24 protein-coding genes are annotated in these 21,601 nt (G+C 31.0%); 14 read left to right on the plus strand and 10 right to left on the minus strand.

Annotated features, from left to right (window positions below; translation table 11 throughout):
* Positions 1-153 precede the first annotated feature (153 nt).
* Positions 154-651 carry a hypothetical protein gene (locus tag AC34EU_RS06285; protein WP_489666807.1) on the plus strand — a complete coding sequence of 166 codons (498 nt, stop codon included), beginning with the start codon at positions 154-156 and terminating at the stop codon, positions 649-651.
* Between the two features lie 229 nt (positions 652-880).
* On the opposite strand, the gene AC34EU_RS06290 is transcribed toward AC34EU_RS06285, so the two are convergent.
* Complete coding sequence (locus AC34EU_RS06290) at positions 881-1,123, minus strand: hypothetical protein (protein ID WP_487534674.1); 243 nt, start codon at positions 1,121-1,123, stop codon at positions 881-883.
* Between the two features lie 159 nt (positions 1,124-1,282).
* Between AC34EU_RS06290 and AC34EU_RS06295 the strand changes: the two genes are divergently transcribed.
* On the plus strand, positions 1,283-1,735 hold the full coding sequence (locus AC34EU_RS06295) for an N-acetyltransferase family protein (protein ID WP_487534675.1): 453 nt from the start codon (positions 1,283-1,285) through the stop codon (positions 1,733-1,735).
* Between the two features lie 51 nt (positions 1,736-1,786).
* A complete protein-coding gene (locus AC34EU_RS06300) occupies positions 1,787-2,722 on the plus strand; it encodes a calcium/sodium antiporter (RefSeq protein WP_487534676.1) in 936 nt (311 codons plus the stop codon).
* Positions 2,723-2,775: 53 nt separating this feature from the next.
* Here AC34EU_RS06300 and AC34EU_RS06305 read toward each other — a convergent pair whose 3' ends face one another.
* Positions 2,776-3,786: a glutamine synthetase beta-grasp domain-containing protein gene (locus AC34EU_RS06305; protein ID WP_489666805.1), complete on the minus strand. Its 1,011-nt coding sequence runs from the start codon at positions 3,784-3,786 to the stop codon at positions 2,776-2,778.
* A gap of 213 nt (positions 3,787-3,999) precedes the next feature.
* Here AC34EU_RS06305 and AC34EU_RS06310 point away from each other — a divergent pair, with 213 nt between their 5' ends.
* The 5 genes from AC34EU_RS06310 to AC34EU_RS06330 all read left to right on the plus strand — a co-directional run bounded on the left by AC34EU_RS06310 (position 4,000) and on the right by AC34EU_RS06330 (position 10,100).
* Positions 4,000-6,117, plus strand: coding sequence for a glutamine synthetase III family protein (locus AC34EU_RS06310; RefSeq protein WP_487534658.1), 2,118 nt, complete (start codon positions 4,000-4,002; stop codon positions 6,115-6,117).
* 93 nt (positions 6,118-6,210) lie between these two features.
* A complete protein-coding gene (locus AC34EU_RS06315; protein ID WP_487534660.1) occupies positions 6,211-7,380 on the plus strand; it encodes an AIR synthase related protein in 1,170 nt (389 codons plus the stop codon).
* Positions 7,381-7,413: 33 nt separating this feature from the next.
* A complete protein-coding gene (gene prfA, locus AC34EU_RS06320; protein WP_489666803.1) occupies positions 7,414-8,490 on the plus strand; it encodes a peptide chain release factor 1 in 1,077 nt (358 codons plus the stop codon).
* Complete coding sequence (pyrF, locus tag AC34EU_RS06325; protein ID WP_487534248.1) at positions 8,487-9,314, plus strand: orotidine-5'-phosphate decarboxylase; 828 nt, start codon at positions 8,487-8,489, stop codon at positions 9,312-9,314. Before prfA ends, pyrF begins: the two co-directional genes overlap by 4 nt.
* Positions 9,315-10,100, plus strand: a complete 786-nt coding sequence (locus AC34EU_RS06330; RefSeq protein ID WP_487534249.1) for an alpha/beta fold hydrolase — start codon at positions 9,315-9,317, stop codon at positions 10,098-10,100. It begins immediately after the preceding gene.
* 6 nt (positions 10,101-10,106) lie between these two features.
* On the opposite strand, the gene AC34EU_RS06335 is transcribed toward AC34EU_RS06330, so the two are convergent.
* From AC34EU_RS06335 to AC34EU_RS06365, 7 genes are all read right to left on the minus strand, one after another.
* Positions 10,107-11,660, minus strand: a complete 1,554-nt coding sequence (locus AC34EU_RS06335) for an amidohydrolase family protein (protein ID WP_487534250.1) — start codon at positions 11,658-11,660, stop codon at positions 10,107-10,109.
* A 90-nt stretch (positions 11,661-11,750) separates the two neighbouring features.
* Complete coding sequence (locus tag AC34EU_RS06340; RefSeq protein WP_487534251.1) at positions 11,751-12,773, minus strand: outer membrane beta-barrel protein; 1,023 nt, start codon at positions 12,771-12,773, stop codon at positions 11,751-11,753.
* A gap of 28 nt (positions 12,774-12,801) precedes the next feature.
* Positions 12,802-14,019 carry an ammonium transporter gene (locus tag AC34EU_RS06345; protein WP_487534252.1) on the minus strand — a complete coding sequence of 406 codons (1,218 nt, stop codon included), beginning with the start codon at positions 14,017-14,019 and terminating at the stop codon, positions 12,802-12,804.
* 28 nt (positions 14,020-14,047) lie between these two features.
* Positions 14,048-14,386: a P-II family nitrogen regulator gene (locus AC34EU_RS06350; protein ID WP_487534253.1), complete on the minus strand. Its 339-nt coding sequence runs from the start codon at positions 14,384-14,386 to the stop codon at positions 14,048-14,050.
* 178 nt (positions 14,387-14,564) lie between these two features.
* Entirely contained in the window at positions 14,565-14,942 is a 378-nt protein-coding gene (crcB, locus tag AC34EU_RS06355; RefSeq protein ID WP_487534254.1) for a fluoride efflux transporter CrcB, read from the minus strand.
* Positions 14,939-15,520, minus strand: a complete 582-nt coding sequence (locus AC34EU_RS06360; RefSeq protein WP_487534255.1) for a GyrI-like domain-containing protein — start codon at positions 15,518-15,520, stop codon at positions 14,939-14,941. The genes crcB and AC34EU_RS06360 overlap by 4 nt, the downstream gene beginning before the upstream one ends.
* Entirely contained in the window at positions 15,517-15,705 is a 189-nt protein-coding gene (locus tag AC34EU_RS06365; protein WP_487534256.1) for a hypothetical protein, read from the minus strand. Before AC34EU_RS06365 ends, AC34EU_RS06360 begins: the two co-directional genes overlap by 4 nt.
* Positions 15,706-15,791: 86 nt before the next feature.
* Here AC34EU_RS06365 and AC34EU_RS06370 point away from each other — a divergent pair, with 86 nt between their 5' ends.
* On the plus strand, positions 15,792-16,175 hold the full coding sequence (locus AC34EU_RS06370; RefSeq protein WP_487534283.1) for a pyrophosphohydrolase domain-containing protein: 384 nt from the start codon (positions 15,792-15,794) through the stop codon (positions 16,173-16,175).
* A 7-nt stretch (positions 16,176-16,182) separates the two neighbouring features.
* Here AC34EU_RS06370 and AC34EU_RS06375 read toward each other — a convergent pair whose 3' ends face one another.
* Complete coding sequence (locus AC34EU_RS06375) at positions 16,183-17,229, minus strand: branched-chain amino acid aminotransferase (RefSeq protein ID WP_487534257.1); 1,047 nt, start codon at positions 17,227-17,229, stop codon at positions 16,183-16,185.
* Positions 17,230-17,352: 123 nt separating this feature from the next.
* On the opposite strand from AC34EU_RS06375, the gene mnmC2 reads away from it, so the two are divergent.
* The 5 genes from mnmC2 (at position 17,353) to AC34EU_RS06400 (ending at position 21,601) form a co-directional block, all read left to right on the plus strand.
* On the plus strand, positions 17,353-18,009 hold the full coding sequence (mnmC2, locus tag AC34EU_RS06380; RefSeq protein ID WP_487534258.1) for a tRNA (5-methylaminomethyl-2-thiouridine)(34)-methyltransferase MnmC2: 657 nt from the start codon (positions 17,353-17,355) through the stop codon (positions 18,007-18,009).
* A gap of 21 nt (positions 18,010-18,030) precedes the next feature.
* On the plus strand, positions 18,031-18,939 hold the full coding sequence (locus AC34EU_RS06385) for a TIGR01777 family oxidoreductase (RefSeq protein WP_487534259.1): 909 nt from the start codon (positions 18,031-18,033) through the stop codon (positions 18,937-18,939).
* Between the two features lie 66 nt (positions 18,940-19,005).
* Positions 19,006-19,545, plus strand: coding sequence for a nucleotide exchange factor GrpE (locus AC34EU_RS06390; RefSeq protein WP_487534260.1), 540 nt, complete (start codon positions 19,006-19,008; stop codon positions 19,543-19,545).
* 9 nt (positions 19,546-19,554) lie between these two features.
* Positions 19,555-20,664 (plus strand): molecular chaperone DnaJ, encoded by a 1,110-nt coding sequence (gene dnaJ, locus AC34EU_RS06395; protein WP_487534261.1) that lies wholly within the window; start codon positions 19,555-19,557, stop codon positions 20,662-20,664.
* Between the two features lie 91 nt (positions 20,665-20,755).
* The gene (locus tag AC34EU_RS06400; protein WP_487534262.1) at positions 20,756-21,601 is read left to right on the plus strand and encodes a mechanosensitive ion channel family protein; all 846 of its coding nucleotides are present in this window, start codon (positions 20,756-20,758) and stop codon (positions 21,599-21,601) included.

A 21,601-nucleotide genomic window follows, 5' to 3' on the forward strand; every position in this document is an offset into this window, starting at 1 on the left:
ATGGCGGTTAAATATTTCATGTCAACTGATCGGTTCATTTAATCAAGCCTTGCCCGTTTGCTGCGTGACTAATATCACAAGAATTGCTCGGACTTAAACTCAAGAGATTGTTCCTGTGATCTACATTTATTATATTGTATAAAAAAGAAATACTTGAAAGTATCTATAAAATTAAAATCTATATTCAATTGTAATATAGAAAGAGCATTTAAGGCACCTATATTGGGAGACGCTACTAAGTTTTTAAACGGTTACCTATTTCAACCACCAATCATTGGATTTGATGATGTTGAAAATTGGGGTAACATAAATGGTAAAAGAGTCCCTGTTATTAAAGGAAATAGTATAGTTAAGTCGCACAGAATTTTTACAGATAAAATAATAGAAAGGAATGAAAACAAAAATTGGAAGTGGGAATTAAGTAACTTCACTTCAATTTATTTATTTTTTGCATATAAAGCAGTTGGAGAATGGGAAGTGAATGAAATACTTTCAGATAAAATTTCCGTAGTTTATAAGTATTCCTATTATTCAAAAAATATTTTGTGTCATCCTATAAATTGGCTATTTGTGAAGATTCAACTAAAAGGTATGATGCGAAAAGCGATTAAAGGGATTAAAAAACAAGCAGAATCAAATAAAGTATTTTAAATGCATTTATCATTTTGGACTTGAGAGTGCTTATAAATAATTGAATAAAGGAGTGCTTTTTTTCATAGAATAAAATAAATTATTAACCCACCGAAAATAAACCCCTCCATAAAACAAACCCAAAGTAGTCCATAATCTGAAACCCCAAATTCTTTTTGAAACCATTTAATTAATTCTTTATGTTGATTGATCATTGCTAAATTATTTTTTTAATCTTCTAAAAAGGTGTCTAGTTAAAAAAAACTCTATTAGGGTCTTTATGTCCTGATGATCCTACTGCAGAGGAAATAGCAAATAAAGTCCATCCTAATTCATACATTTTATTTAATTTAGATTTAACTATAGTATCATTTGTTGAAATATTATTAAATCTTATTTCTGCAACCTTATAAAGATTTAATAGTTTTGTTTCCTTAAATATATAGGCTACAATATCATTTATTTTTGAATTACTTTTTAATTTTTTCACCATTTTTTTCTTATTGTTGATCCAGCAACACATTCTATATTTTCAGTAATTGCAATAATTCTAAATCTTTCGATTCCTCCGGTCACAATAGATTCAAAGACTATTATGAAATCAAATTCGTATGTTTGAGCAGATATACATGAAATGGATAAGAAGTTAAAAATGAAAATTAGGCCTGCAAAACAAGAGGACATTAATGTATTATTAAAATTTGAGCAAGAATTGATCAAGTTTGAGAGACCTTTTGATCCAACATTAAAAAAAGGTGTAATTAGTTATTATGATATTTCAAAAAGAATTGAAGATGAAAACTCTTATGTTTTATTAGTAGAAAGTGATAATGAGATAGTGGGTTCTGGATTTGCTGATATAGTTAAATCAAAACCGTTTTTAAAACATGACTATTTCATTAGTCTTGGTTTTTTTTATGTTAAAGAAAACTATAGGTCTAAAGGTGTAAATAAACTAATCTTAAATGGATTAATTAAATGGTCAAAAAACAGAGGCCTTTCAGAGGTTAGGCTAAGTGTTTATGATAAAAATATAAATGCAAAATCCGCATATCTTAATTATGGTTTTGAGCCTAATTTATTAGAGATGAAATTGAAAATATAATTAAAGTTTTTATCAAGACCTTAAAATCATATATTTGACAAAAATTATCTAATGGCGTTTATTGCAATTATAGTAGGGATTGTATTACTTATAAAGGGTGGTGATTGGTTAATGCGTTCTGCTGTTTCTATGTCTTTAAAGCTTAACATTCCTAAAATAGTTATTGGAATGACGGTTGTTTCCTTTGCAACTTCTGCACCTGAGTTGATTGTAAGTATTAGGTCAGCTTTATTAGGGCACCCAGACCTAGCTCTTGGCAATGTTATTGGTTCCAATATTGCTAACCTTGGTCTTGTTTTGGCAATAACAATAATTATATCTCCAATAAATGTAAATTCTAATTTTTACAAGACTGATTGGCCAATGATGATTTCAGCTACTATATTGTTTTTTCTATTTATTTTTTTTGATCATAAATTGACTTCAATTGAAGGACTTATAATGTTTGTTTTATTAATCTCTTTTCTTTTTTATTTAATTTTTTTTCAAAAAGAAACGGTTGATGAAATTTCTGAAAACAAAGATGTTTTAAGTATAACCCAGATCTCTTATTATTTACTTGCAGGGGGATTCAGTCTATGGTTGGGTTCGGAAACACTGATCAAAGGTGCTGTTGCATTAGCCTTGGATAATGGAGTTTCAGAAAGAATAATTAGTGTAAGTATAATCTCTATAGGCACCAGTATTCCTGAACTTTCAGCTTCAATTATAGCAGTAATTAATAAAGAAAAAGCGATTTCAATTGGGAACTTAATAGGGTCGAACATATTTAATTTATTAGCTGTTCTTGGGATTACATCAATTATTGCTCCAGTTAGTGTTGTTGATATGGGACTTCTAGATAATGATTTATGGTGGATGATAGGAATTTCTTTTTTGATTTTACCTCTGGTGTTCTTTTTTAAAAGGAATCAATTAAGTAAAATTGAAGGAGTAATATTATTATCTGTTTACATATCCTTCATATATCCTTTAATCTCTAAATAAAAAAACACCCTAAACAATAAAATTTAGGGTGTAAATTAAAAACACAAATTAAATTATATTTTTGCTGATTTAACAGTTTTAATAATTCTTGAAGCAATTTTGTATGGATCTCCGTTTGATGCTGGGCGTCTATCCTCTAGCCAGCCCTTCCATCCATTCTCGACAGTTGCAATTGGGATGCGAATAGATGCGCCTCTGTCAGAAACTCCATAACTGAAGTCATTTATAGAAGCTGTTTCATGAAGACCAGTTAGTCTTTGGTCATTGTCTTGACCATATACTGCAATGTGTTCTTTTGTGAGAGGTCTAAATGCTTCACATATTTTTTCATAGGTTGCTTGATTTCCACATGTTCTAAGAATCTCATTTGAAAAGTTCGCATGCATTCCAGATCCATTCCAATCCCCCTTGACTGGTTTAGGGTGGTACTCTATGTAATATCCATATTGTTCTGTAAGTCGATCTAGAATGTATCTAGCTATCCATATTTCATCTCCAGCTTTTTTGGCTCCTTTAGCAAATAATTGAAACTCCCATTGACCACTAGCAACTTCTTGATTTATTCCTTCAAAATTTAATCCTGCATCGATACAAAGATCAGCATGCTCTTCAACAAAATCTCTTCCGTGTGTGTTTCTCCCTCCAACTGAACAGTAATATAAACCCTGAGGTCCAGGATAGCCTCCTACGGGAAAACCTAAAGGAAGTTGTGTGTCAGTGTCCATTATAAAATATTCTTGCTCAAAACCAAACCAAAAATCATTATCATCATCATCAATTGTTGCTCTTGCATTAGATTCATGAGCTGATCCGTCTGCATTTAAAACTTCAGTCATTACTAAAAATCCATTTACTCTCATTGGGTCAGGGTAGATTGCGACAGGTTTTAATAAGCGATCTGAAGAACCTCCTTCTGCTTGAAGGGTTGAGGATCCGTCAAAAGACCACATAGGACAGTCTGATAATTTACCATTAAAATTTTCTATCACTTTGGTTTTACTTCTTAGATTAGCTGTTGGTAAATAACCATCAAGCCATATATATTCAAGTTTTGATTTGCTCATTTTATAAATTTATATTAAAAAATTAAAATTAATAATTTATTAAAGTTACACCCCTTTTATAAGGGGGTAAATTGTTATATGTGAATAAATTTTTGTGAATACCCATGTTTTTATGGGGTTAAAATGTCAATTTGTTAATAGCTAAGGTGTTTTGCTCTCTTGATTTTAAAAAAACTTTATATTTGATTTTTATATTAATTAAATTTAAACACTTTGAAACACTCTGAGATTTTCGGCGCTAGCGTTTTTAATGAAAATAATTTTAAGCAATACTTGAATAAGGAATCCTTCAATAGTTTAATTGAGGTAATAGATAAAGGAAATAAGATGTCTCGAGCATTAGCAGACCAAATAGCAGCAGCCATGAAATCTTGGGCTCTTTCAAAAGGAGCTACTCATTATTCACATTGGTTTCAGCCTCTAACAGGAGCTACTGCTGAAAAACATGATGCATTTTTTGATATTACTGTTGATGGTTTCCCTCTTGAAAAATTTGATGGCGCAGAGTTAGTCCAACAAGAGCCAGATGCTTCAAGTTTTCCAAGTGGTGGAATTAGAAATACTTTTGAAGCTAGGGGTTATACTGCGTGGGACCCTACTTCTCCTGCATTTATTTTTGACACCACATTGTGCATACCAACAATTTTCGTTTCTTATACAGGGGAGGCTTTGGACTATAAAACTCCTTTACTGAAATCAATTGCATCTCTTGACCAAGCCGCAACATCAGTATGTAAATATTTTGATAAAAATGTATCCAAAGTATATCCAACTTTAGGTTGGGAACAGGAATACTTTTTAATTGACAAATCATTAATAGACTCTAGGCCTGACTTAAAAATGACTGGAAGAACTCTTTTAGGTCATGGATCTTCTAAGGGGCAACAATTGAGTGATCATTATTTTGGGTCAATCCCAAATCGTGTTTTAGAGTTCATGAAAGAACTTGAATTTGAATGTTTAAGACTTGGAATTCCAGTTAAAACAAGACATAATGAGGTGGCACCAAGTCAGTTTGAATTAGCTCCAATTTTTGAAGAAGTTAACTTGTCAGTTGATCATAATTCTTTGTTGATGGATATTATGCATAAGGTTGCATATAAACATGATTTAGAAGTTCTGTTCCATGAAAAACCATTTAATGGAATTAATGGATCAGGAAAACATAATAATTGGTCTTTAGCAACAAATACAGGTGTTAATCTTCTTAGTCCTGGCAAAACTCCTATGAGTAATTTACAGTTTTTAACATTTTTCATAAACACTGTTTCTGCAGTATTAGACCATGAAGAGCTATTGATAGCGGCAACTTCTAGCGCAAGTAATGATCTAAGGTTGGGTGCAAATGAAGCTCCTCCTGCCATTTTATCTGTTTTTATAGGTGAGCAATTAACTAAAGTAATAGAAGATTTAGAAAATGTTTCAAAAGGAAAACTCTCTCCAGAAGAAAAAACAGACCTTAAATTAAATGTGATTGGAAAAATTCCTGAGATTTTACTGGATAACACAGATAGAAATAGAACCTCACCATTTGCTTTTACTGGAAATAAATTTGAATTTAGAGCCGTAGGCTCCAAAGCAAACTGTGCCAAGCCTATGACATTTTTAAATGCTATGGTTGCAGAAAAACTAATATCTTTTAAGATAAAAGTTGATAGTCTTGTAGATGGAAAAAACATGAAAAAAGATGATGCTATATTTAATATTTTAAGAGATCAAATCAAAGAAATAAAACCAATTTTATTCGAGGGAGATGGTTATTCTGATATTTGGGTTAAAGAAGCAAAAAAGAGAAACTTGAGTCATAACAAATCCACTCCAGAGGCTTTGTCTGCATATTTATTTGAAAAGAGTGTCAGCCTTTTTTCATCTTTAAATATTTTATCCCAAAGGGAGATTGAAGCGAGGTATATAGTAGACCTTGAAGAGTATACTATGAGGATTCAGATTGAAGCCAGGACTTTAGGAGATATATCTCGTAATCATATTATTCCTACTGCAATAAATTATCAAAATACTTTAATTGAAAATGTTAGAGGTCTTAAGGAGATCTATGGAAATGATTTTAAAAAATACGCAAAAGAGCAAATGTTAATAATTGAAAGAATATCTGGACATGTTTCCGCTATTAATTCTGGAGTAAATTCTATGATTGATTCTAGAAAAAAAGCAAATGAAATCAGTGATCATCAAAATAAAGCTATGGAGTACTCAAAGCAAGTTCTTACGAAAATGGACCCCATAAGATATCATTGTGATAAACTTGAACTATTAGTAGATAATACCCTTTGGCCACTTGCAAAGTACAGGGAGTTGTTGTTTAGTTGTTAATTAATTTAACAAATTCTTTGAAGTCAAAAATAGACTCCATAATATGGGGTGATTTTGAATACTTAAAGTATTTTTGTTATAATTTTAGGTTTTATGTCAATTAACAGATATAGTCTTCGTGGTGTTTCAGCTCAAAAAGAGGATGTGCATAACGCTATTAAAAATATAGATAAAGGTTTGTTTCCAAATGCCTTTTGCAAGATTATACCTGATTATTTAACAAACAGTAAAGACCATTGCATTGTTATGCATGCAGATGGAGCCGGAACAAAATCATCATTAGCTTATTTATATTGGAAAGAAACTGGTGATTTGTCAGTTTGGAAGGGTATAGCTCAAGACTCTCTAATAATGAATATTGATGACTTAATATGTGTTGGTGCAACCGACAATATTTTACTTTCATCAACCATTGGAAGAAATAAAAATTTAATTCCTAGCGAGGTCATTTCAGCAATCATTAATGGAACTCAGGAGCTAATAGAAGATCTTAGAAAATATAATATTAATATTTTTTCAACTGGGGGAGAGACAGCTGATGTTGGGGATTTAGTTAAAACCATAATAGTAGATTCAACAATAACTGCTCGAATGAAAAAAGAAGATGTTATTGATAATTCTAATATTCGATCTGGCGATGTAATAGTAGGCTTAGAATCATACGGTAAAGCTACATATGAAAACAGTTATAATGGAGGTATGGGTAGTAATGGTTTAACATCTGCCAGACACGATGTTTTTGCAAAATATTTAGCTGATAAATATCCTGAAACTTATGATATTAACTTACCTTCTTCCTTGGTGTATTCTGGTAAAAAAAAATTAACTGACCCTGTTGAAGGACTTGATTTAGATGTTGGAAAATTAGTTTTGTCTCCTACTAGAACATATGCTCCAATTGTTCAGCAGGTTTTTGAAGAAATTGGTAGAAATAATATTCATGGTATGATTCATTGCAGTGGAGGAGCTCAAACTAAAATTCTTCATTTTATTGATAAACTTCATGTTATAAAAGATAATTTTCTTCCTGTTCCACCTCTATTTAAAATAATTCAAAATGAATCAGGAACTTCCGGTAAAGAAATGTATCAGGTTTTTAATATGGGTCATAGGCTAGAGTTTTATGTAGATCATTCTATTGCAGATGATATTATATCAGTATCAAAAAACTTCAATGTTAAAGCTCAGATTATAGGTAGAGTAGAGTCTGCAAATGCTAAAAAACTTACTCTTAAAACATCACAAGGTGTTTTTATATATTAATTATATCGTAATTTTATATTAATAGTTTCTAAAATGATAGACAAGTTAAATATTATTAAGCAAAGGTTTGATGAGGTTTCAGATCTAATAATCCAACCAGATGTTATATCTGATCAAAAAAAATATATTCAAATAAATAAGGAATATAAAGACCTTAAGGCAATTATGGATCAAAGTGAAATATACTTGTCTTTATTTGCTAATATAGATGAGGCTGAAATAATATTAAAAGAAGAGACTGATTCTGAAATGATAGAAATGGCTAAAACTCAAATTGAAGAAGCTAAAATTCAAATTCCAGAACTAGAAGAAAAAATTAAGGTTTTATTGATACCTAAAGACCCCGAAGATTCTAAAAACGTTGTAATTGAGATTCGAGCTGGGACTGGAGGAGATGAAGCTAGTATTTTTGCTGGAGATTTATACCGTATGTATTTAAAATACTGTCAGGATAAAGGTTGGAAGACTAGTCTGGTTGACTCAAGTGAGGGGACTGCAGGTGGTTTTAAAGAGATCATTTTTGAAGTGTCAGGACAAGAAGTTTATGGTACTTTGAAATATGAATCAGGAGTTCATAGGGTTCAAAGAGTGCCTCAAACTGAAACCCAAGGAAGAGTTCATACGTCTGCTTCTACAGTTATGGTTTTACCTGAGGCTGAAGAATTTGATGTCCAAGTTGATATGAATGAAGTAAGAGTTGATTATTTCTGTTCATCAGGTCCGGGAGGTCAGTCAGTTAATACTACATATTCTGCAGTAAGATTAACTCATGAGCCAACTGGTATAGTAGCTCAATGTCAAGATCAAAAGTCTCAACATAAAAATAAAGATAAGGCTTTAAAAGTTTTAAGATCAAGGCTTTATGAAATGGAGTTAAGTAAAAAATTAGAGGCAGATTCCGAAAAAAGAAATAGTTTAGTTTCTTCTGGAGATAGATCAGCTAAGATCAGAACTTATAACTATCCTCAAGGAAGAGTAACTGACCATAGAATAGGTCTAACATTATATGATCTTCAAAATATAATTAATGGAGATGTTTCAAAACTTATTAATGAACTTCAGCTTCATCAAAAAACTGAAAAATTAAAATCATCGGCAGAACTTATATGAACCAAAAAATCATTTTTGATCAAATTAAAGAAAAACGCTCCTTTTTGTGCGTTGGCCTAGATGTTGATTTAAAAAAGATACCCAAGCATCTTTTGTCAGAAGCAGACCCTATTTTTTCTTTTTGTAAGGCGATTATTGATTCTACTTCCAAATATGCAATAGCCTATAAACCTAACATTGCATTTTTTGAATCTTACGGATCAAAAGGGTGGGAGTCTTTAGAAAAAGTAAGTAATTATCTTTCCACTAATTATCCAAATGTTTTTACAATTGCAGATGCAAAAAGAGCTGATATAGGTAACACTGCATCTCGATATGCCGAAGCTTTTTTTAAAAATCTTTCATTTGATTCAATAACAGTTTCTCCTTATATGGGTAAAGACTCTGTAGAGCCATTTCTTAATTTTAAGAATAAATATGCTATTATTTTAGCCTTAACATCTAACGATGGTGCTGATGATTTTCAGTTTTTCACTAGTGATAAAACAGCCTTATATGAAAGAGTAATTCAGGTTTCTAAAAAATGGAAGAATTCTGAAAGAATCATGTATGTAGTTGGAGCCACAAAAGCAGATTATTTAAAAAAGATTAGAAAGATTGTTCCTGATTCATTTCTTTTGATTCCAGGGGTAGGAGTACAAGGTGGAAGTTTAAGAGATGTTGCCTCAACTGGAATGAATGAACAGTGTGGCTTAATCGTTAATTCATCTCGACAAATTTTATACGCTAACGGAGGATTGAGTTTTGATGTTTCTGCGAGAGAAGAGGCTAGAAAACTTCAAAAAATTATGGAACAAGAATTGATAAAAAAGGGAATTATATAAATGCTTCATTACACTGTTTATAGAAATAATAAAAAAAAATCATCATGGATAACTTTTATTCATGGAGCTGGAGGTAGTTCATCAATTTGGTTTAAACAAATAAGATATTTTTCAAAATATTTTAATTTATTGTTAATTGACTTAAGAGGTCACGGTAATTCTAAGAGTTTAATGGTTAACCCTTTTCAGCCGAAATATACTTTCAAAGTTGTTACAGAGGACATAATAGGAGTTTTAGATAATGAAAAAATAATAAAATCTCATTTTGTTGGAATTTCATTAGGAACAATTTTAATAAGAAAAATAGCTGAAACTTCACCTGAAAGAGTTGTTTCGATGATAATGGCGGGAGCAATTATAAAATTAAATTTTCGATCCAGATTAATGATGTATTTTGGAAACTTAACAAAATCTTTTTTACCATATATGTTGATTTACAAGATGTTTGCTTGGATTGTAATGCCAAATTCAAACCATAAAGAGTCACGTTTATTATTTGTTAGAGAAGCGAGGAAGCTTTACAGAAAAGAATTTCTAAGATGGTATAAGTTAACAACTGAAATTATCCCTTTACTTAAAATATTTAGAAAAATTGAAGTTAAAATACCTACTTTATATATAATGGGTGCCCAAGATTATTTATTTCTAACACCAGTTAGAAAACTTGTTTCTCAGCATAGCTATTCAAAACTTATTGTTTTGCCTGAGTGTGGTCATGTAGTAAATATTGAAAGACCAGAATTATTTAATAAAGGCATGTTGTCATTTATTGATGATGGGATTTAAGTAAATCTAGTTTCCTGGTTGTTTGATTGTAAATAAACTTTTTTCTTTGGCTGCATCAACCATGTTTTTAACCTCCTTTAATAGAAGTTTAGAATTGTAAACCACACCATTGCTAATTGTATATTTCACACCTCCAACTCTTACTATTTTATTCTCTTCATTAATTTTTATAGCCCCTGTGCCATATAAAACCTTAAGGTTTTTTAATGGATTTTCTTCCACAAGAATCATGTCTGCTTGTTTTCCAATTTCAATAGATCCAATTTTTTGATCCATTCCTAGAGCTTCAGCTCCATTAAGTGTTGCTGATCTAATTACTTCAAGAGGATGAAACCCTGCTTCGCGAAGCAGCTCAAGCTCCCTGATATATGCGAAGCCGTAAAGTTGATAGATAAACCCCGAATCTGACCCTGTAGTTACTCTTCCACCTCGATTTTTATATTCATTAATAAAGGTCATCCACAATCGGAAATTATTTTTCCAAGCAACTTCTTGTTCAGTCCCCCAGAAATGCCAATATGATCCGTGTGAAATTTTACTTGGCTCATAAAATTTCCATAATGAAGGAAGAGTATATTTTTCATGCCATTCTGCTCTTCTTGCTCGATGTAAATCCCTGCTAGCTTCATATATATTAAATGTAGGGTCTAGAGTAAAATCTAAATCTATTAATTCATTCATTACATTATTCCAGTGATCTGAGTAGGGTGCAGCAGCTTGTTCCCAAAGTTTTCCTGCTTCTTCAAATCTATGTTGTTCATTTTGGTAATTATAATCTAAAGGATAGTTTTGAACTGTTCTGTCTTCAAATAACGCTTCTGGAAGTCCATACCAATGCTCCATTGAAGTTAAACCAGCTCTTGCCGAATGTAGTACATTCCATCTTGCAACACTCATCTGAGTGTGATGACATGCAGAACCAAGGCCAAGTTTTTTGTTTTCAGCTAAAGCTGCTTTCATTATTTTTGGATCTGCTCCAAAAAATTTGATTCCATCAGCACCATTTTTTTTATTTTGTTGAACCCAATCTATGGCTTCTTGTGACGAATTAATCCCTTTTTCACTCCCTTGTCCAAAAGACGTGTAGGCTATTATTCTAGGGGCTATTATTTCATTTTTTTCTGCTTTTCTCTTCAAATTTAAGGTGTAATCAAGCCCTCTTCCGCTAGGCTCTCTTACGGTAGTTACTCCATGAGCTAGCCAGAGTTTGAAAACATAATCCCAATCAGTTCCTTGTGAAGTTCCTCCAATATGTCCATGCATATCGATGAATCCTGGCATTAAATACATTCCTGATGCGTCAATTTCTTTACCTCCTTTTTTTAACTTTGGACGTCTGCTGGTTTTTATATCAATTCCAGGATAACCTACCGTTTTTATTTGAACAATTATATCTTTTTCAACAACAATATCTACAGGGCCAATTGGAGGAGCCCCATTTCCATTTATAAGAGTTACTCCTCTAATTATTAGTTGTGAGAATGGTCCTTCGGACAATTCTTGAGATGATAGATAGGTTGAGCTAAATATTAATAAAAAAAGAAATAGGAGCTTTTTCATTTAGTTTTTTCTTTTAAAGATAGAAAAAACCCTCAGATACCAAACTGAGGGTCAAAAACCAAACAAATAACCTTATACTTCTATAGCAGCTTAGAAAGAATAAATTGCTGCAATAATAAATGAGGCTAAATTATCAGATGCACCTGAGGTGTCTGCGAATATTTTTTCAGAGGCACTATCAATTCTTATTTCTGGCTTGAGTATCATATTGCCAGATGTATAACTTCCGGTTAGAGTTATTGAAGTGTTATCAGCATCTCCTGAAGCATTTCCAAAAACCCCTGTAAAATCTTTTTTGTCAGAGAATATTTCACCTCTTAATCCAAGACTGAATGAGTCAGATAATATTAATTGAGGGTATAGCGCTATTCCTGAAAAACCTCCATCCGGAGTGTCATTGGATGCTGAAGTAGCATTGATTCCAAAAAAGAAAGATTCAGATAATTTAAATCCACCTGTATAATCAATTTGGCTATATCCTTTACCGCCTAGATAGTTGATATATTGGCCACTAAAACTAAATTGAACTCCTAGCATGTATGTGTCATCTGGATTACTTTCAGTAGCATCTGTAGGATTTAAAACACCTATCATTAAAGAGCTGTTTTCTGATAGAGTAAAATCTGCTTTAATACCTGTGTGAGAAAATGGCCCATAAGAGAACATATATGAAGTAGAATAATTAAAATTATAAACAGGAGAGATTACTTCATACCCTAAAAAAGTATTAAAATTACCCATAGTAATTGTTGTTTTTTCACCAACATTTAAATAAGCATACATTTGATTGATTATACTGCTTGAATTTTCGACAGACCCAAAAACAGCATCTGTTCCTCTAGGACCATATACTAGATCTGCAACAAAACCAGACTTTTCTCCTTCATATGCAAGAATAATATTTGCCATACCTAGGGAAAATCCAGGGAGGTTAGCAAAAGATGTTCCTGGAGCTGCATCAAAATTATTTGAGAAATTGTGACGCATGTATGTGTCAACTGAACCTGAAACACTAAATGTAGGAGTTTCTTCTTCCTCGATCTCTTGAGCATAGCTATAGTTAAACATAGCTAATATTAATAAAATTTGAATTATTTTTTTAAGATTTTTCATAATTGTAATTTATATTTTGATTTTTTAATTATTCGTAGGCTTGCATTCCGTGTTCTGAAAGATCTAGGCCTTTTGCTTCTTCTTCTTTTTCAACCCTTAAGCCGATAGTTGATTTAATTGTAAAAAAGATTATGAAAGCAGATATTATACAGAATACAGCTACAATTAATATAGATTTTAATTGAATCATAAACTGCCCTAATCCTGCTATTTCACCAAATATTCCAACTGCAAGTGTTCCCCAGATTCCGCAAATCAAGTGAACAGAAACAGCTCCAACGGGGTCATCTAGTTTTAATTTATCAATAAAAGCTACACTAAGTACAATGATTATTCCTGCAATTAATCCAATCCATACAGCATCTGTTGGGCTCATTTGGTCAGCACCAGCAGTAATTCCTACTAAACCTCCTAATATTCCATTCATGTACATGGTTAGGTCGTATTTTTTATATAAAATGTTAGCAAATATTGCAGATGAAATTCCTCCTGCAGCAGCAGCTATACATGTGGTTACAAGTGTAAGGGATGTTAGAGTCGGGTCGGCTGATAAAACAGATCCACCATTGAATCCAAACCAACCTAACCAAAGTATTAATACTCCTGATGCTGCAAGTGGAATATTGGAAGCAGGTAGAACTCTTGGTTTTCCGTTTTCATCAAATTTCCCTATTCGGGCGCCAAGTAGATAAATACCTACTAATGCTCCCCATCCGCCAACAGAATGAACTAATGTTGATCCGGCAAAATCATAAAAACCCATAGTATCTAGGAATCCACCTCCCCATTTCCATGATCCTACAATTGGATAGGCTAAGCCCACATAGAGTATAGTGAAAAGCATAAACGATGTTAATTTGATTCTACCAGCTACTGCACCCGACACAATTGTGGCAGCAGTTGCAGCAAACATTCCTTGAAAAAGGAAATCTGTCCACCATGTGTATCCACCATCAGCATATCCAAAACCCATTCCTCCTTCAGGAGCTGTAATTCCAAATCCAGCAAATTTTAAAATTCCAGCGGATCCTTCTTCAAATCCTGGATACATTAAGTTGAAACCGCCTAATGCGTACATTAGGAGGCCTGCTGTGATAACAAAAAAGTTTTTAAATAGTATGTTTACTGTATTTTTTTTTTGAGTCAGACCTATTTCAAGAAAAGAAAAGCCTAAGTGCATAAAAAAGACTAAGGCGGTACAGACCATCATCCATACGTTATTTACAGTTAAAATTGTTATTTCCATTGATTAATAATTTTAATATATATTTTTTTTAGTTTAGTGAGTTTCCACCTTTTTCCCCAGTTCTAATTCTGTAAGCTTCTTCAACAGGCAGAATAAATATCTTTCCGTCTCCAACTTTATCAGTTGCTCCAGATTCTATAATTGCTTCAATAGTGGGTTGGACAAAATCATCATTTACTACAATCGATAAGAATCTTCTTTGAATCTCTGCAGTACTATATGAAATACCACGATAAACATGTCCTTGTTTTTCGTTACCTACACCAGTAACATCCCAATAGCTAAAAAAGTTTACCTCTACATTATGTAGAGCTTTTTTAACATCGTGGAATTTTGATTTTCTAATTATTGCTTCAATTTTTTTCATAGTTATATGATTTTTTTAATTCTTCAAAAGTATTATATTATTTACAACACCCCCCATAAAAAAGGGGTATAGATGTAAATAATTATTAATATTTTAATTATACCCTATTTTTTTTAGGGTATAATTAAAATAAATGCATTAATTTTTGATATATATGTAAAAAAAGGAGGGGGTGTGTTTAATTAAATTGATTCAGTAGGCCATAACCTAACCGAATCATTAGTAATCCAATAACAAAACTAGATATTGCATAAGTAAAGAACATTATCCAATTTTCATTTTTTAGCATGAAAAATGATTCATGACTAAATGTAGAAAAAGTTGTGAGACCCCCACAAATGCCGACTGTTAAAAATATTACCCAGTCTGATCTAAAATTTTTAATAGCCCAGCTCATGAATATTCCAAGAAGAAAACAACCTAATAAATTTGCTAAAAATGTTCCCCAGGGAAAGTCATTTGAATTAACAGGATTTATTTTACTAATTATGAATCGTATACTGCATCCAATTCCGCCACCTATAAAAACTAAAACTATCTCTTTGATCAAATTCATTTTATTGGATAATATAACCCAGTAATCCAGGCTGTTGAGTCTCTGCTCTGCTCAAGTCCCTTCCAAAAAACTTCAAAAGGTGCATTAAATATTTTTTTATTTTGTTTAGTTATCTCTTTGTCTAATATTTCCCAAGCTTCATTTCTATCATTAAGGTATCCTTCATGGACAACTGTCAAAACGTCTTGTTTAGGAAAATAATTACAAACAAATTTTAGTGGCAAATCTATTTCGTTACAATTCTCTATAGGAATAGCAATTATATATTGTGTTGATTCTTCATTTTTAGATGTATAAATTATAAAGGGAAAACCATTCTTAGATAATTTTTTACTTATTATATACTTGTTAAGTTTTTTAAACTCTAGCTTTTGTGTTTTATCAAAAACTAGAGTTGGAGTTGATAAAATCTTTCCAATATAAAAACCTCCTTGATGGAGCTGCATTCCTTTGTACTCATTTGTACTCTTAAATTTTGATTGATTAAATGCAATTAAAATAATAGTTAGAATAATTAGAGATGTTATAATAAGTTCTTGAAAACTATAATTTAAATTTTTAATTAATTTCTTAATCACTTTTGAGTATAAACTTTAATTAAAAAAAGTGAAAAAATCAATCCAATCATAAATAAAATTATTTTAAAGCTTCCTTTAAAATATTCTTTTTGATCTTTTCGATCTTTTCTGTATGAATAGATAATTATAAAAGTAAATACAACAACAAAGCAAGCAGCAAAAATCAATTGTCCTGTACTAAACATAAATTATTTTTTACTAAAGTAATGAAAGCCGAACAAATGATAATAAATTTTAATGTTTTGTGTTATTTTGTAATAAAAATATTATGATACAAAAACCTATTGATTCTGTTAAACAATTTCATGATGCTTTTAATATAGAAGTTGCTAATTCTCCTACAGTTAATTTATCATTAGAAAAAATACAATTAAGATTTAAACTTATGCAGGAAGAAAACCAAGAGTATCTTATTGCAGCTAAAGACAACGATATAGTAGAAGTAGCCGATGCATTGGGTGATATGTTATATATATTATGTGGAACAATTTTAACTCATGGTATGCAATACAAAATTGAGGAGGTCTTTGATGCAATTCAACAAAGTAATATGAGTAAGCTAGATGTAAATGGAAAACCTATTTATAGAGAAGACGGGAAGGTTTTAAAGGGCCCAAATTATTTTAAACCTGATATTAAAAAGTTTTTTAAATGATTAATGTTCATACTTCAATTCTCCAGTTGTATGGGTCTTCTGAAATATTATATTGAATTTCTGTAATTGCTTTTTTTAATCTTATTGCATACGAATCTTTGATAGATTGAAGTTTATAATCTGTATTTTGATATCCAAAGCCAGTAATTGGAATTATTACAACCGCAGTACCTGCTCCAAAAATTTCTTTTAACATCCTATTTTTTAGTGCTTCAATAATTTCATCAATGGTTATTGATCGAATCTCAACATTTATCCCCATATCTTTTGCTATCTGAATAGCACTTTTTCGAGTTATACCATCAAGTATTCTGTTATTTGTTGGAGCTGTTACAAGTGTATCACCAATTCTGACAAAAATATTCATTGTTCCAGCCTCTTCAATGAATTTATGCTCATTAGCATCAGTCCAAACCACCTGTTGATATCCTTGCTCTTGTGCAAGAGAAGTAGGATAAAATTGTGCTCCATAATTTCCTGCTGCTTTTGCGTATCCAACACCCCCATCAGCTGCTCTACTGTATTTTTCTGCTATTAAAACATTAAATACAGAGTTACTATAATAAGATTTTGCTGGTGAACAAATAATCATAAATTTATACTCTTTTGATGGAGATGCCTGAACAGAAGGTTGACTTGCAAAAATAAATGGTCTTAAATAAAGTGAATTTCCGTCTCCTGGTTTTACCCATTCAGAATCTATAGAAATTAATTTTTTCAACCCTTTCATAAAGTAATCTTCAGGAAAACCAGGAATCATCATGCGTTCACAGGATTTATTTAACCTCAACCAATTTTCCTTTGGTCTAAACATCCATACTTTTCCATTAACATCTTTATATGCTTTCATTCCTTCAAAAACGGCTTGTCCATAATGAAGAGCACTCGCGGAGGGGTCTAAAGAAATAGATTGATAAGGAATAATTTCAGGAGTGTTCCATTTACCATTTGAATAGTCACAAACAAACATGTGGTCAGTAAAGGTTTCTCCAAAATCTAAATTATTGAAGTCAATTCGATCAATTTTAGTTTTTTTATTTATTTCAATTTTCACAACTATTAATTTATTGTAATAATAACAATTAAAATTAAATTAATTTATAAATAATGTTTACATTTTTTCGCAAAAATTTTACTTATAAATGATAAAATAATAAAAAAAGACTTCCTTTAGATAATGTTAAAAAAAATAACTACTCAAGATGGAAGTTGTTCCTTTTACGATTCTGTTATAAAAGAGACATACCATTCAAAAAATGGGGCATTAACCGAGTCATTGCATGTATATATATCTAAAGGTCTTGATTATTGGATCAATCTAAACCAGAAATTAGAATTATGTAAAGTTTTTGAAATGGGTTTTGGAACCGGTCTTAACGCAGTATTGACAAAAAGATTTTCAGAAGTAAACAAAAAAACAATAAGCTATTCTAGTATTGAAAAATTCCCTTTGAGTTTCGATCAAATAAAAACAGTCAGTCTTAAAGATCTTTCTCCAAATGAAAACAAAATATTAAATTCCTTATGGAATGAAATACATGAAATATCTCCATTTTTTAAAATACATAAAATACATGATGATTTTTTTAATATTATAAATAAAGATTTTTATGATGTGATTTTTTATGATCCTTTTGCTTACCATGCCCAGCCATATATGTGGAGTGAAAAGGCATTAAAAATATCAACAAATCTTTTAAAAAAAAATGGGGTTTGGGTTAGTTATTGTGCTAAAGGTGAGGTTAGAAGAATTTTAGAAAGACTCGGTCTTTGTGTTGAAAGAATTTCTGGCCCACCAGGAAAAAGAGAAATGTTACGTGCTATAAAAAACTAATCTATTATTTTTAACCTAAAGATGAAAATACTTATTACTGGAGCTACTGGGTTAGTTGGTAGGAATTTGATTAACAAAGCACTTGGTAAAGGCTATTCCGTCAATTTTCTTACAACTCAAAGAGATAAAATTGATTCAATAGATAAGTGTAAAGGTTTTTATTGGAACCCTTACAAGGGTGAGATAGATTTGAATGCTTTTGAAAATATTTCATACTTAATTAATCTTGCAGGTGCATCTATTTCAAAGCCCTGGACTAAGAATTATAAGGCTAAAATTATTGAAAGTAGAGTTCTTTCATCTCAGATATTATATAATTCCTTAGTTGACCTTAATTACAAACTTGAGGGTGTTGTTTCAGCATCAGCAATAGGATGTTACCCAAGTTCATTAGATAGATTACATCAAGAATCTGATAAATTTAATTCAGAAAATTTTCTTCAAGAAGTCGTGAAAAAATGGGAAAATTCTAATGATGAATTAGAAATACATTCCAAAAATATTACAAAACTGAGAATTGGTCTTGTTTTGTCTGATAAAGGAGGTTTTTTATCAAAACTTTTAATTCTAATTAAACTTGGTCTAGGCTCCTCTTTTGGGTCTGGAAACCAATGGCAATCTTGGATTCATATCGACGATCTTTCTAATTTAATTATATATAGTATTGAAAATAGTTTTAATGGAGTTTATAATGCTGTTGCTCCAAATTCAATAACTCAAAATGAACTAATAAAAAGTTTAGGAAAAAGACTTAATAGGCCCGTTTTTATTCCTAACATTCCAAAAGAAATGGTTAAGATTATTTTAGGGGATAGAAGTCAATTGGTTCTTGATAGTCATAGAGTAAGTGCTGATAAAGTTTTAAAATCTAGATTTAGTTTTATTTATGAAAAATTTGATCAAGCAATTATAAATTTAAAACTTAATTAGATGACATTTTGACATTTATTATAAAATGGCAATACCTTTGCATTCATTTAATAAAAAAATAAAATTATGACTAAGGCTAAGATAAAAATTGATAAAGATGAATTTAAATCTAAACTTGCTGAGGTTAAAAAGAAAAAGACTAATTCAAAGAAAAGTAGTCCTACAGCTATTCTTAAGGAAGACTTGCAAAATGAAAAAGAAAAGTATTTACGCCTTTTTGCTGAATTTGAAAATTTCAAGAAAAGAACATCTAGAGAACGTATCGAATTATTTAAAACTGCAAATAAAGAAGTAATGTCAGCTTTAATTCCAATAATGGATGATTATGACAGAGCAAAATCTCAAATTAATAATGAAAATTCTACTGATGAAATAAAAGGTCTTTTATTAATTTTTAATAAAATGAATGAAACTCTAAAAATTAATGGTTTAAATGAAGTAGAAATTTCAGTTGGTGATATTTTTGATTCTGAAATTCATGAGGCAATAACTCAAATTCCAGCCCAAGACGAGTCTCAAAAAGGAAAGGTTATGGATGTTCTTGAAAAAGGATATCAATTAGGAGAAAAAATAATTAGATTTCCTAAAGTTGTAGTTGGTAAATAAATATATTTTATGAAAGAAGATTATTACAATATTTTAGGAGTTTCAAAGGGGGCTTCTGCTGGAGAAATAAAGAAAGCTTACAGGAAAAAAGCAATTGAATTTCATCCTGATAAAAATCCAGGAGATGATAGAGCTGAAGCTAACTTTAAAAAGGCAGCTCAAGCCTATGAAGTTCTTGGAGATCAAAACAAAAAGGCTAAGTATGATCAATATGGACATGCAGCATTTGAAAATGGAGGTTTCGGAGGTGGTGGCGGAATGAATATGGATGATATCTTTAGTCAATTTGGAGATGTGTTTGGCAGTGCTTTTGGGGGTTTCGGAGGAGGCTTTGGTCAACAAGGATCAACCCAGAGAAGAGGGAGTAATCTTAGGATAAAAGTTTCATTATCTCTTGAAGAAATACTTTTAGGTGTTGAGAAAAAAGTTAAAGTTATAAGGAAAGTTCAATCACCAGGACTTTCATATACAAGATGTAATAATTGTAACGGCTCTGGCCAAGTAAATAAGATTACAAATACAATTTTGGGCAGAATGCAAACATCTGCTCCTTGTAGTTCATGCGGTGGGGCAGGGCAATCAATTGAAAATCGTCCTCCAGGTTCTGATTCTCAAGGTATGATTAATGAGGAAGAAACAGTATCTATAAAAATACCGCCAGGGGTGGAAGAGGGAATGCAGTTGAAAGTTTCTGGAAAAGGTAACGCTGCATTATCAAATGGCGTATCCGGAGACCTACTAGTTCTAATTGAGGAAAAACCTCATGAGTTATTCATAAGAGAAGGTCAAAACCTTCATTTAGATGTCTACATAAGTATTTCAGAAGCAGTTTTAGGCGTATCAAAAGACATTCAGCTTTTGAATGGAAAAGTAAGAATAAAACTTGATCCAGGAATTCAGTCTGGAAAAACTTTAAGATTAAGAAGTAAGGGGCTTTCTGATATTAATGGATATTCAAGTGGAGACTTGTTAGTTCATATAAATGTATGGACACCAAAAGTATTAAACAGGGATCAAAAGAAATTTTTTCAGAGCATGATTGATGATGACAACTTTGAACCAAGACCAGATAAATCTGATAAATCATTTTTCGAAAAGGTTAAAGACATGTTTGCTTAGTTTTACAATGCTTTTGTTTTTAGCCTTTTCATGTCTAACTTCTTTCTTTTAAATTAAAAATAATGTTTTAATTTTTGTAGTATATTAGAAGATGAATTTAACGCAAAACCCGTTTATAAAATTCTTAAATTTAGAGATCCCTTTAGGTAGTACTATAGTGATTACTCCAAGATCAATATTGATTATTTTATTTGCCTTTTTTATTACTTGGCTAGTTCTTAAAACCTTTAAAAAAATTATTCATAGAGCATTATCTAATGAAGCCAAAATAAAGTTTAAAAGTATTTTTTCTTTTTTTAACTATTTCATATATACTATTGTTTCTCTAGTTACGATTGATACCTTAGGTATCGATTTAACTGGTTTTTTTGCTGCATCAGCTGCTTTGCTAGTTGGATTTGGATTGGCCCTTCAAACATTTATTCAAGATATTATTTCTGGTGTTTTTATAATTGCAGATCAGGCAGTTCATGTTGGAGATATAATTCAAATAGATGGACAAATAGGTAAAGTTGAAAATATTACATTAAGAACAACTAGAGCAGTTACAAGAGATAATAAAGTTTTAATAATTCCTAATCATATATTTTTAACTAAAATATTATACAATTGGACAGAAAATGGTGCATTAATTAGGGAATCTGTTTCTGTTGGAGTTGCATATGATACTGATACTGAACTTTTACAAAAACACCTTATTGAATTAGCTTTAAACCACCCATTAATACATAAAGAAAATAAGCCGATTGTTTTATTCGAAGACTTTGGAGATAATGCATTAAAATTCACTATAGTTTTCTCTATGTCGAATAGTTTTAACTTGTATAAAGTAAAAAGTGATTTGCGCTTTTCAATGAATAAACTATTTAAAGAGAAAGGTGTTGAAATTCCTTATCCTCAACGTACAATTAGTTTTATAAATCCAATTGAAAAATAA

This window comes from Candidatus Marivariicella framensis, from assembly GCF_982709265.1.